We start from the raw sequence: 12,405 nt of genomic DNA, 5'->3' as shown, positions 1-12,405 counted from the left end.
CTTTGTAAGCGGCATTTGATTTGGCATGTGACGACCCTAACAGCGCGGCTTGGTCTTTCTGCGCGATCAAGTTCAAGCCGTGGAGAGCAGGTATACGACCCGGGTATGGCCCCGGATTCGGTGTTCAACTTGTCCTCAGATCCACGGTCACCAGACCGTGCGTGGGCACATCCCTCGGACGAGTTTGAGACAATGTTGATATGCGGCACCAGCCCCGCAAGGATTTTCCGCCAAGGATTCCAAGCAAACAGTCGGCAAGTCCTCCCACGAACGGAACATGAGCGCACCTTGATTTCGCACACTCCAGAACCGCCGGTGACTGAGCGCACCTCCAAGAGCGCAGCCACTCGACAGCGTTTTGTGGATGAGGCACTACGGCTGTTCAAGGACAAGGGTTATGAGCAGACGTCAATGGCGCAGATAGCTTCGGCTGCTGGCGGGAGCAGGGCCAACCTTTACCTCTACTTCAATAGCAAGCCACAGATCATCATGAGCCGGATGCAGGAGATTGAAGCAGAGGTTGCCGATTTGTACGCGATCCTCAACCAGATGCCGGACCACACGCCCGATTCGATGAGGCAGTGGCTCGAAAAAGCTCGTCTCATGTGGGTGCAGTACGCTGCGGAGTTCGAGGCAATCAACCGTGCCATGGCTGCTGAGCCGAACGTACTCGATGAATGGCTGGGATTGCTCAGGCGGATCGCCTCGGTCCAGACCACGTTGTACAACGGTTGCCAGACCGAGGATGAGCGGCAAGACCGGGAGGTGCACATGGCGACCCTCATGACGAGTTTGGAACGAAACTTCTACTTTCTGTACATCCGAGGCCACAACGAACGAGAGGACCGGGTCCTCGCCTCATTGGCCCGGCAATGGGCAAATTTGTTCGGCGAGTGACCCGGCCCTCAGGCCGGAGCGGGATTAGTGGGCTTGGATACGGGAGAGCCGCACCTGCTTCGACAGCGTGAGGCCCGAGACGATGGCGAAAATCGTCGCGAAGGCCGCCACGGTGAATCCGACCTCAAAAACCTCCGGCCGCGGTGCCATGGTGATCGGGTCGGAGCCCCAACCCATGATGGCCGAGAAGATCGCCGCGCCGATCGACGAAGCAGCGAGTGCGATGGCTACGTATACCGATGCAGTTCCGGCCGCCTGTGCTTCGCGTGCTTCGAGCGCAATGACGGAGACCGCGGTGGTGAGGAGCGAGGTGTAGGCGAAACCGAAGACGAATATCGCCACGAGTACCGCGATTACATGCTCGTGCGTGAAGCGCAGGAACACGAAGTCGGCGGCCAGGGCAAACGCCGCACCCAGGATCACGTTGCGCGCCGGTATGCGGACCAGGGCCCGGGAGACATAGCGTGCGGCAACGATGCCGGCGATGATCATGGGGATGAAAAGTAGGCTGGAGAAGAGCGGGTTGAACCCGAAGCCGTAACCGAGGAGAGGTGCCGGCAACATGGCCCAGGTCATGACGAGGTTGAACATGAGCATTCCGGTGATGCCCATGGTGAGGAACACCGTATAGGCGGGCAGGAGTCGCGCCGAGAACATTTCCTTGACATCGACCAGGGGATGGGCCGAACGGGACTCCCAGACCAGGGATGCGACAAGCAGGACGACGCCCAGTCCGACGGCGACGATGGTCAGCATCGAGGTGGGCCCCCACACCATCGACTGGCTGATTCCAACGCACAAGGCCGTGAGGCCAAGGCCCATGAGCAAGACGCCCACGACGTCCAAGGACCTCGAGGAGCCCTTGTGGCGCAGGAGTGCGTCCGAGTCGTCGCCCCAACGGAGGAATGCAACCAAGGAGAGCACTGTCAGAAGGGCGCCGAAAATGAACGCAATTCGCCAGCTAAGTCCGAGCGCAACAAACAGGCCACCGAACGCAAAGCCAATGAATACTCCCACTGCCTGGCCTGCCGCAATGACGGCTACGGCCTTCTTGCGATCCACGGAGCTGAGGCGATCGCGCATGATTCCCAGGCAAAGGGCCTGCCCGGCCATAACGCCCGTGAGGAAGCGACCGATCAACAGCACGGTGAAGTTCGGGGCAATCGCGGAGACGACATAGCCCAAGGTGATCCCCAGGACGCACCAGATCATCAGGCGGCGATGGCCGAAGACGTCACCGGCCTTTGCCAGCAACGCAATGGTTGAAGCCCCGCAAAGTGTGGTGGCCAGCAGTGCCCAAGATACCTGCTGGGGCTCCAGGCCCAGTCCGGCTGCCATTGACCCGTAGAGCGGAATGGCCATGAGGGTCCCGACCTCATTGAGCATTTGTAGCAGCGAGAAGGTCACCGCCATCATCAGGCCGCCCTTGCGCCACCCGAGGGTCCTGCCGGCTGGTTCCCCCGAATCGATGGTGTCCACTGTCGAACGTCTGCCGAACGAGGATGGCGAAGCCGACCCCTGTGGGGTGGCTGCGGCCGGTAACCGATTAGTACTCATGCGATCTCCTTGGGAGGGTGGAACACCTGCCGAACGGGCGCAGGCGCCCCCATCGGACATCCGCCAATCTTTGCGAGCGTGATGCAAGTCACCATTGTCCGGACATTACTAGACACGTGTCAAGATCTGGGGATTGTGCGGGTATATGGTTCTCGTATAGCAAGTAGGCCGGAAGGCGCGCGGGCCAGAACATTCTGCGCATGCCGACAGGGGCGACCATGGCCGCCCGCCGGATCTTGCCTGCAGTTTCAGGCCCAATTCAGGCCACCACGAAAAGCCGGCGCACGGCGCCGGCTAAATGGGGGCTTCCATCAGCTTCCAGTCATGCGGTGCCATCCCGTTGCGCTGCAGACCCCGGCGGGCAGCATTGCAACGGCAAGGCACCGGGGAATGCCCGGGCTATGAAAATCGTGCGCGGAGCCGTCCGGGCAACGGTGAAGGAGGGCCTAGAGTTCCACCTCGTTGGGTCCGACATGCTGGCCGCCACCGTCGATGTTGAGCACCGCACCAGTGACATAGCTGGATGCAGGGGAGGCCAGGTAAACGGCCAGGCCTTCGAGTTCAGAGAGCTCTCCGGCTCGTTTCATTGCGGAGACCTTCATGAAATCCGAGCTCATCGCCTGGGCAACGGGGTTTGCCTTGCGAATCCCGGTCTCAAAAAGGCCGGGCGCGATCGCATTGACGGTGATCCCTCGATGGGCGAGCTCGAGCGCGGCGTTGCGGACCAAGCCGACCACCCCTGCCTTCGTCGCGGCATAGGCGTAGCCGACCATCGGATCTGCCCGAATACCACCAACGGAGGAAGTGACGACGATGCGTCCGGTTCCCGCATTCAGGTGACGTGCCGCCGCCGACATCGCGTTGACGGCCCCGGTGAGGTTCACGTCGAGGACCTGCTGCCAGCGCTCACGATCCAGGTCGGTGATCCGCCCGGACTTCAGGCGCGGACCGATCCCTGCACTGATCCCCGCGTTGGCGAATACTGCGTGAAGTCCGTGCTCGCCATGCTCGAGCCGCTCGAAAAGCGCGTCGAGCTCTTCGAAGTCGGTGGTGTCCACCGTGGCAACGTCAACCAGCACGTCTCGTCCGGCCAGTTCTGCCTGGGCTTCCAGAAGCCGATCCCCGACAATATCGAGCAGCGTCACGTGGGCGCCGGCCTCGGCCAAGGCGGTGCCCATGCGTAGGCCCAGACCGCTACCGCCCCCGGTGACGACGATCCCCAAACCCCGAACATTGAATAGTTCGCCAAGTTTTCTCAGCCGGCGTTCCTCGGAAATCGTTGAATGGTTTGTGTTAGTGGTTGTAGTGGTCATGCTGTTTACTCCTGTTCGGCGGTTACGGATTCATGCGCACGCACGCGGGCCATTGCCAGTGCACCCTCAAGCACCCCGTGGGTGCCGAGGGTGGAAGCAATCTGCAGGACGGCCAGCAGCTCTTGCGCGGTGGCTCCGTGGCGCAGTGCATTGCGGAAGTGCTGCTCAATGCCGGGCCGGTGCAGATGGGTGGCGGCGACGTCGAAGGCAATGTAGATGAATTCCCGGACCTTGGGTTCCAGCTCGCCTTCGGTCCAGGGGAGGCCGGAATACTCGCAGTACGCCTCGAAGAGGTCCGGATCCAGGCGCAGGAGTTGTTCGAAATCTTCATGCCAGAAGCCCCTGCGCGCTTCGAAAGAGGCCTTGAGTCGGTGCTGGTGCTCGGTCAAGGGCTCAGGGGTCTGTGGCAGGTTGCCCGTCTCCCTGAGGACCTTCTCCAGGATCGGCCCACCTACGTTGTGCGCGTGGATACCCAATGTCCCGGTCAGTTGCAGGACCTCCGCGATTTCCTGCTCGGTAGCGCCGGCACGCAGGGCTCCGCGGATGTGGCCCTCGGTCCCGGGCCCGTAGAGGTGTGTGGCCGCCGCGGCAACGGCAAGGTGGACCAGATGGCCGATCTTCTCGGACAGGACCCCTTGGCGATTGGAGACGCCAACGAGGCCGGCATGTACCTCGAACATACGCGGGTTCAATTCCAGCAACGCCTGCAGCCGTTCATCCCAGCGACCGTGCAGTCGCTCGAAATCCTCCCGGAGTTGCGTCGGTGAGATCGCCTGAGCGGACACGGTGTTCGTCGTCATTGTCGGTAGTCCTTCATTGTCGGGGGTGGAGTTGGGCCATCGCAATGCTGCCTGCGGGGATGGTCGTGCCGATCGTGGTGGGTGCGACCTGGTGTTGTTGTCCAGTGTTCGGGGCCTGCCCGGGGGAGGTCTTGGGTTCAAGACAAGTCGACCGGCCCTCGGTTGCGACCTTGCGGGATGGTGACCGTGGCCCGGATGTCCTGACGGTCCAGGCGGCGAGTGCCTTCAAGCAAGGAACCATGCGGTTGTGGCCCTGGTCACCACGCTAGTATCGGCCGGGACCGCTTTGACATAGCGGCGACATAGTTGGGCGTCAGGGGATATAGCCTTCGCGTATGGGGGCGGTGATATTTGCCTGCAGCCGGGCCGAATGGCCGGTGCTCGAAGGAATTTTCCACCGTGCCCACGAGGTGTGCAGAAAGGCGCCAACCGGCTTTTTGTCCTCGCGGACTTGCCCGTCGGCACGTCGGATCCACCAGGGGGGAAACCCCGCCCATGCACGTCTGGAGCGGGGAAGGTCCAGACGTGCATGGGCGGCACCCCTGGATCTTCCCCGCTCTGGACTAGACCTTCCGCACCCGGAGGACGCCGCCCTGCCGGCCCTCCGTGGGCCGACGCGTTGCAGGCCGACGATTCCGCGCAAGATGCGTGGACGGACGCGGTGAATTGCGTCGAGCCGCTGTCAGCGGCCGAGCACCAGCCGCGGACAGTTCCCGGCGGCGCGGGACACGCAGATCATCATGGTTTCGTTGGCTTCCTGTTCCGAGGCCGAAAGGATCGAGTCCCGGTGGTCGGCACGCCCCGAGAGAACCGGGGTCTCACACGTGCCGCAGGTTCCGGTCTTGCACGAGGAAATCACCGGCAGCCCTGCCTTCTGGGCTGCATCCAGGATTGTCTCGTCCGCGCCGACCTCAATGACCGTGCCGGACTCGGCGAACTCGACTTCGAACGGGGCATCTGGAGCGGTTCGCTCCACGGACTTGGGCGCGAACCGCTCCAGACGCAATGAATCCTTGGGCCAGTGCGCCGCGTGCTCCTCTGCTGCCCGGAGCAGCGGCTCGGGACCACATGCGTAGACCAGGGTGTCCGCCCGCGCCTCGGCAAGCAGCCCGGGCAAGTCCACGTGCCCGAACTCGTCTTGGGGAACAATGGCGACTTTCTCGCCGTAGGCGGCCAGCTCGTCGAGGAAAGCCATCGACGTGCGGGTGCGGCCGCCGTAGGTCAGTTCCCAGTCGGCGCCCGCGCGCTCGGCCTCCCTGATCATGGCGAGGATCGGCGTAATGCCGATGCCTCCGGCGATGAACAGGTACTTCCCTGCGGGGGAAAGGCGGAAGTTGTTGCGCGGCCAGGACACGGTGACGCGGGAGCCGGGGAGGAGCGTCTCGTGGACGGCAGCGGAGCCGCCTCGCCCTGCCACTTCCTTGAGCACGCCAATCCGGTAGATGGTTCGCTCCTCGGAGTCCGAGGACAACGAGTACTGCCGCACGTAGGGCTCAAGCTCTCCGTTGGGGATGTGGACATCGACGTGTGCCCCGGCCTTCCAATGCGGAAGCTGGCCCCCATCCGGATGTCCCAGAGTCAATGCGGCAACGCAGTCAGAAGCCTCGGTCCGTTGAAGGACCTGCAGGTTCACCGTGCGGATCGTGCGTTCGCGGGAGCGTTCGACATCGGCCACGTCCCAGTGCACGTTCAGGGAACGACGCACCGGCAGCAGCGCCATTTTCAGGAAGTCCGGCGCGTCGGTCTCGTCGGGCCGAAGCGAGGGCAGGCGCTCGAAAAGCACCCGCAGGCCGGTGGTTCCCTGGACCCGGGCCAGCGGATTGCCCAGGCAGGTGTGCCGACCGGCGGTGAAGGCCAGGTGGTCGGTGGGGTTGGGGCGATGGATGTCGAATTCGAAGGGACGATCCACATGCTCGGGGTCGGTGTTGGCCGAGGCCAAGGCGATCCAGATCATGTCCCCGGCCGCGATCTTGATCCCGGAGAGTTCGACGTCGCGGGTGGCGCGGCGGGAGGTGAAGGTCGAGGACGGGCGTCGGCGGACGGTTTCCTCGAAGACCCGTGACCACAATTCTGGCTCGTCGATCGCATCCTGCAGCGCCTCGGGGTTTTCGGCGAGGAAGATGACCGCGTTGGTCATGGCCTGGGCGGTGGTGTCGGTGCCGGCCGCCGCGAACTCGGAAACGTGCAAGGCGATCTGCGGGGTCGGAAGTGCCCAGGACCCGTCGTCGTTCCTGGCCGAGGCCATCACCGAGATGATGTCGTCGGCGTCCGAATCGCGCCGTGAATCGACGATGCCGCGCAATACCAGGTTGGCCGCGACAAAGCGGTCCCACACCTCGGAACGCTTCGGTTCGGGCAGCGGCTCGTGGGCGGAGGACAGCACCGCGAAGAGGTCATCGCGCAACTGCCGCAGCATGGCCTCATGCTCATAGCCGAGTCCCAACAGGGCCATGATGGTCTGGGTGGTCAGCTCCAGCGAGTATTCCTCGAGCAGGTTCGCCGACCCCTTGGTCTCGAACCTGTCGATGATCCGGTGTGCCCGGGCCTCGATTTCCGGCTGGAGCCGGTCCATGCGTTCCTTGATGAAGCCGCGCTGGGCCACGGAGCGGGCGTCGGTGTGGCCCGGCGGGTCCTGGCCCACGATCATCTTCGCCACGAGTTCCGGCGGGTAGATGTCCCGATGCTTCGCCGGGACGTCCGCGGCGGAGTTGGCCGCCGAGGAATAGGTCTGCCAGTCGGAGAGGACGGTCAGGCAATCCTCGTGCTTGGTGACGATCCAGGCGTTGAGGTACGGATACCAGAACACCGGGGTGGCGTCGCGAACTTCCGCCAGGTGGCGGGCGGGGTCGTGGTAGTAGTCGTCGCCCATGGCATCGAAGCCGTGGGCGACGGGGCAGCGGCCCATGGGCCGGGCATTGTCCTGGAGGACGGTCATGGCCGGTTCCTTACTTGCTGGTGACCGCGGAGGCGGCGATGGTGGACAGTTTTTGGAAGCGTGCGACATTGTCGCCCTCGTCCATCACCCCGGAGGAGAGGAAGCAGAAGGACAGGCCGGAGACCGGGTCGACCCACAGCAGCGAGGATCCGGCGCCGTAGGAGCCGAAGGTGCGCGGGGAGACAAACGGACCGAAGAACCGGGCGTGCGTGCCGCTTCCGGCCAACGCCATGCCCAGGCCCATGTTCCCCGGCGGGAGGTCCCAGCTGCGAGCTGCGGCGACCATGCCGTAGAGGTCGTTGATCTGATCGCCGGTCTGGTTGGACGTGGCAAAGTCGAGCACCGACTCCCCGAAGAGCTGCTCCCCGTTCGCGGTGCGGCCCCTGTTGCGCAGCACCTCGGTGAACGCGAAGACGTCCTCGATCGTGGAGACCGCGCCCACCCAGGGCATCTCGGCGTCGGGGCGGTCGATGACGTCGTTGAGGCACTCGATGTCCTCGGGCTTGAGCCACGAGTCGTTGGCTTCGATGACCTTCAGCGGCACGGCCCGCTCTTGCCAGTCGGCGGGCATGCCGAAGCGGGTGTTCTCCATCCCGATCGGCCCGAACACCTTCTCCTGCATGAGCTCCCGGAAGGAGGCTGCCCCGTACGCGCGGCGGGCCATCTCACCCATGAGCGCGTGGTTGATGGCCGCGGAGTAGTTGAGGTTGGTGCCGGGCTCATTGATCACGTCCACGCCGCAGAGCGCCGAAATGACGTCTGCGAGCACGGCGAAGCCCTCCGGGCCGACCCCCGGGTTGGGAGTGGCGGGCATGCCGGCGCGGTGGGTGAGCAGGTGTGCGAGGTTGATCCGGTCCTTGCGGGCCGCGCGGAACGGTTCGGTGCCGAAGAACTCCGGGATCAGGTCGACCACTCGCGTGGAGAGCATGAGCTTGCCCTCGCTGAGGGCCCGGTAGATCAGGACGTTGGTGAAGCCCTTGGACATGGAAAGGATGCGGTACACGTCATCGGATCGGGTGGGGCGGTCGGTTGCGACCTCGGCCATGCCGTAGCTGCCGCGCATGGCGATCTCGCCGTGGCGCGCCACGATGACATTGGCGCCGTGGTAGTCGCCGCGGTCGATGTCCGCCCGGATGGTCTCGTCCAGGACCTCGAGGAAGCGGCGTTCAAGGCCCGGGGTATCGGTGATGGTGGTCTCGGGGAGTGCGATGTGCTGCATGGGGGAGTTCTCCGTTCAGGGTGCCGGGGGCGGTGGGGTCAGAGCATGAGGGCGCCGCCGGAGGGCGACATGGTTTGGCCGGTGTAGTGGCCGGCGTCGTCGGAGGCCAGGAACAGGACCGTGCGGCCGATCTCTTCCGGTTCGGCAACCCGCTTGAGCGGCTGCAGGGCCAGCAGGGCCTGGACGTGGTCCTCGCCGGAGGCGGTGAACATCGGGGTGTTGATGCCTGCAGGTGCCAAGGCATTGACCCGGATGTCGAAGGGTGCGAGCTCCGCGGCGACCGCCTTGGTCAGGCCCACGACCGCGGCCTTGGATGCCGGGTAGTAGGCGGGCATGGGCAGGCCGATGAGCCCGGCGACGGAGGCAAAGTTGATGATCGAGCCGCGGCCAGCCTTCTTGAGCAGCGGGACGGCGGCGCGAATGGTGTAGAAGGTGCCGTTGAGGTTGATCGCCACGACTCGGTCGAAGTCTTCGTCGGTGATACCGCCGAGGAACTCCGGGTTGTAGGGCTCGCCGGACTTGAAGGACTCGACCATTTTGGTGTTGATTCCATCCACCCAGGCCTGCTTTTCCCTGTTCGGCGTGGAGACACCGGCGGCGTTGACCAGGATGTCCAGCTTGCCGTGGTCGATATCCACCTGCGCGAAGACCTGGTTGACGGCCCGGGAGTCTGAAATATCCGCCACGAAGCCGTGGGCGCGGTCCAGGGTCGTGAATTCGCGATCGAGGGCCTCTTGTCGAAGATCGATCCCATAGACGGTTGCGCCCGCCCCGATCAACGCCTTGGCGGCGGCCAGGCCCATGCCCGATGCTGCGCCGGTGACAACTGCGATCTTGCCGTCCAAATCCATGTGGTGCTCCCAATCTTCTCGAGGCCGTTCCGCGGGTGGAGCGAAGTGTCGTGCCTCACAGTGATAACGGAGACAGCCTGCCACAGTAATTAGACACGTGTCTAGTAATTTCCGGGAAAAGGCATATCTATTCTGTATATCCGCAGGGGTTAATTGAGGATTTTCGTTGTGCCGGCCACCCGATCCGGCATTACGCTCGGGGCATTCGCCTATGACGCCCCTCACATTTCAGGAGATCTACGTGTCCGTTGCCAACTCGTAAAACCAACGCCCGAAAGGCGCTGCCCGCAAGGTCGCGGCCGCCAGCCTCGCGGGCAACACCATCGAGTACTACGACTTCTCGATTTACGGGCTCGCCGCGGCGCTCGTGTTCCCACAGCTTTTCTTTCCCGACACCAATCCATTCATCGCAACCTTGGCCACCTTCGCCACACTTGCCGTGGGCTATTTTTCGCGCCCGCTGGGCGCCGTGATTTTCGGGCACTACGGGGACCGGATCGGCCGCAAATCCATTCTGGTGATCACCCTGCTCATCATGGGTGGGGTGACCACGCTGATTGGCCTGCTGCCCACATTCGAAACGATTGGAATCTGGGCGGCCATCATCCTGGTCGTGCTCAGGCTCGCGCAGGGGATCGCCTTTGGCGGCGAGTGGGGCGGAGCCATCCTCATGGCCTTCGAGTTCGCGCCACCGAACCGCCGCGGATTCTATGCGGCCATTCCCCAGCTGGGTCCCGCCGCCGGATCGATTCTTGGCAACGCGGCCTTCCTGCTGGTCACCCTCCTGCCGGACGAGGACATGCTGGCATGGGGATGGCGGATCCCCTTCCTCTTCAGCTCGGTGCTTGTCGCCGTGGGCCTGTTCATCCGCCTGCGCATTTCCGAATCGCCCGAGTTCAAGGTCGTCAAGAAGGAAGGCCATGAGGTCAAGGTCCCGCTTCTCGAGGTGCTCAGGAAGCACTTGAAGTCGGTCGTCCTGGTGGCTCTCTCGCACCTGGGCTTCGGCGCGTTCTCCATCCTGGTCATCGTCTACCTGGTGAACTTCAGCACGAAGGAAGCGGGCATCGACCCCACCATCATGCTCACGATCACCTTGGCAACCTTCATCGTCCAGATTCCGATGATCCTGCTCGCGGGCCACCTCTCCGACATCGTGAGCCGCAAGAAGATGATGGTCATTGGCTCGGCCCTGGTCATAGCTGCCGTGTTCCACCTCTTCTGGGCCGTGAGCACGCACAATCCATGGCTCATTGCCGTGAGCTACATTGTGGGCTTTGGTTGCTGCTATTCCCTGGTCTACGGTGCCCAGGCCGCATTGTTTGCGGACTCGTTCCCCGCCGAGGTTCGTTTCACCGGAATGTCCCTTGGGTACCAGATTGCCACCAGCCTGGGTTCGGGCTTGACCCCGATGGTCGCCGCCGTGCTGCTGCAGTACACGGGCAGCCCGTACGCGATCTCGATCTTCGTCGCAGCGCTTCTCTTCATCGCCATGATCTCCATGACGAGGCTGATCGCCATTGCGGACCTCAACCGCGGGAAATCCTCCGGGGCCGCCGGGACTTCGGACGCACCGGCGGAGGTCTCCGCGCACCGGTAGCCACCATGGGGGGCTTTCCGCTGGACTATTGGCCAGACGAATCGACGGGATTCGTTCCGCGACGTCGACCTTGCAAGGCCCTCCCCGAGGGAACATGTGCGCGGTCGTCGCACCCCCCTGGATCCCGGGGGGTGCAACGACCTCGGTCCTTAACGAAGGAACTCCCGGCCTGCAAGGCCCCCCACTGCCGGGCAGGGGCCCATCGGCAGGGTTAGGTCCTCGCGGCCCGCGGCCCCACGAGGACCTCAATGAACTTGGTGGCAACCTCCGAGGGCTCGCGGGCGGTGCTCCAGACGGCCGCGATCTCCATCGGCGGGATGGGGGGATCGATCTTGCGCGTGACGATGGTGGTGCGCGCGATCTGCTGGATTTCCGGCGGCATGATGCTGATCCCCAGATCGGCGGCCACCAGCGGAAGCGTTGTCTGCAGGCTGGTCACCGGCTTGATTGAGGGCAGGGGCAGGCCTTGGGCGAGCCAGAAGTCCACCAGCATCTCGGTCATGCCCGGGAGCCGAAGCGAGGGCATGGGAAGAAGCCAGGTTTCCCCCATGAGGTCCTGCAGGGGGATCGTCTTTGGTGCGTCCTTGAACCTGGTGGGCAGCACGGGGGAGATGCCGAGCTTGGAGATCAGTTCCACCCGGGTGTCGTCCTGGTACATCGTCTGCAGCCGGCTTGCCGAGCCGGTTGCCACGATCGCCACGTCCAGGTTCCCGTTGCGGATCTGCTCGATCACGTTCCCCGGGTTGACGTCGGTGAGGGAGATGTCGGTGCCGGGGGAAGCTTCCCGGAACCGGCCCAGGACCCGGGGAAGATATGCCCAGGCGAACGGCAGGATGACAGCAAGGTGCAGCGAGCCGCTGAGCCCCTGGCCCTGGCGCATCAGTTCCTGGGTCAGGTGCTCCGTCTCGTCAACGAGCCGGGCCCCCTTTTCCAGGAGCAGCCGGCCGGCGCGGGTCGGGGTGATGCCCCGGGCGGTCCTGTCCAGCAATCGCACCCCCAGCTCGTCCTCGAGGTTCTTCAGCGAGGCGCTGAGCGGTGGCTGGGTCATTTGCAGGACCTTGGCGGCCTTGGAGATCGAGCCCTGGCGGGTGATTTCGAGGAAGTAGCGAATGTGGCGAATGTCCATACATGGATCGTATACCTGCTCCCTGCGAATGAGTAGAAGCGTATGGCTATGTTTCTTGCATCACATTACTGTCGTAACCAATGAAGTGATCGGGGTTACAAATCCCCGGA

8 protein-coding genes and 1 pseudogene are annotated in these 12,405 nt (G+C 63.8%); 2 read left to right on the top strand and 7 right to left on the bottom strand.

All coding sequences use genetic code 11. From position 1 onward, the window contains the following. Positions 1-315: 315 nt before the first annotated feature. Entirely contained in the window at positions 316-897 is a 582-nt protein-coding gene (locus tag ABD687_RS12205) for a TetR/AcrR family transcriptional regulator (protein ID WP_310290818.1), read from the top strand. Positions 898-921: 24 nt separating this feature from the next. Here the strand turns inward: ABD687_RS12205 and ABD687_RS12200 are convergent, their stop codons facing one another. The 6 genes from ABD687_RS12200 to ABD687_RS12175 form a co-directional block, all read right to left on the bottom strand. Further along, positions 922-2,454: an MFS transporter gene (locus ABD687_RS12200; RefSeq protein ID WP_310290821.1), complete on the bottom strand. Its 1,533-nt coding sequence runs from the start codon at positions 2,452-2,454 to the stop codon at positions 922-924. A gap of 446 nt (positions 2,455-2,900) precedes the next feature. Continuing rightward, positions 2,901-3,767 carry an SDR family NAD(P)-dependent oxidoreductase gene (locus ABD687_RS12195; RefSeq protein WP_310290824.1) on the bottom strand — a complete coding sequence of 289 codons (867 nt, stop codon included), beginning with the start codon at positions 3,765-3,767 and terminating at the stop codon, positions 2,901-2,903. A 5-nt stretch (positions 3,768-3,772) separates the two neighbouring features. Continuing rightward, on the bottom strand, positions 3,773-4,567 hold the full coding sequence (locus tag ABD687_RS12190; RefSeq protein WP_310290826.1) for a carboxymuconolactone decarboxylase family protein: 795 nt from the start codon (positions 4,565-4,567) through the stop codon (positions 3,773-3,775). A gap of 682 nt (positions 4,568-5,249) precedes the next feature. Beyond that, complete coding sequence (locus tag ABD687_RS12185; RefSeq protein ID WP_310290828.1) at positions 5,250-7,502, bottom strand: cytochrome P450; 2,253 nt, start codon at positions 7,500-7,502, stop codon at positions 5,250-5,252. Between the two features lie 10 nt (positions 7,503-7,512). Continuing rightward, positions 7,513-8,721, bottom strand: a complete 1,209-nt coding sequence (locus ABD687_RS12180) for a serine hydrolase domain-containing protein (RefSeq protein WP_310290830.1) — start codon at positions 8,719-8,721, stop codon at positions 7,513-7,515. 38 nt (positions 8,722-8,759) lie between these two features. Next, positions 8,760-9,572, bottom strand: a complete 813-nt coding sequence (locus ABD687_RS12175) for an SDR family NAD(P)-dependent oxidoreductase (protein WP_310290833.1) — start codon at positions 9,570-9,572, stop codon at positions 8,760-8,762. A gap of 310 nt (positions 9,573-9,882) precedes the next feature. Here ABD687_RS12175 and ABD687_RS12170 point away from each other — a divergent pair. Beyond that, positions 9,883-11,169, top strand: a pseudogene (locus ABD687_RS12170) (MFS transporter); the annotation flags it as partial. A 211-nt stretch (positions 11,170-11,380) separates the two neighbouring features. On the opposite strand, the gene ABD687_RS12165 reads toward ABD687_RS12170, so the two are convergent. After that, complete coding sequence (locus tag ABD687_RS12165; protein ID WP_310290835.1) at positions 11,381-12,295, bottom strand: LysR family transcriptional regulator; 915 nt, start codon at positions 12,293-12,295, stop codon at positions 11,381-11,383. Positions 12,296-12,405 lie beyond the last annotated feature (110 nt).

Origin of the sequence: Paeniglutamicibacter sulfureus, assembly GCF_039535115.1 — a bacterium.
GTDB classification, from domain to species: domain Bacteria; phylum Actinomycetota; class Actinomycetes; order Actinomycetales; family Micrococcaceae; genus Paeniglutamicibacter; species Paeniglutamicibacter sulfureus.
The sequence above is the reverse complement of the archived record's forward strand: the minus strand, read 5'-3'. Positions and strand labels throughout refer to the sequence as shown.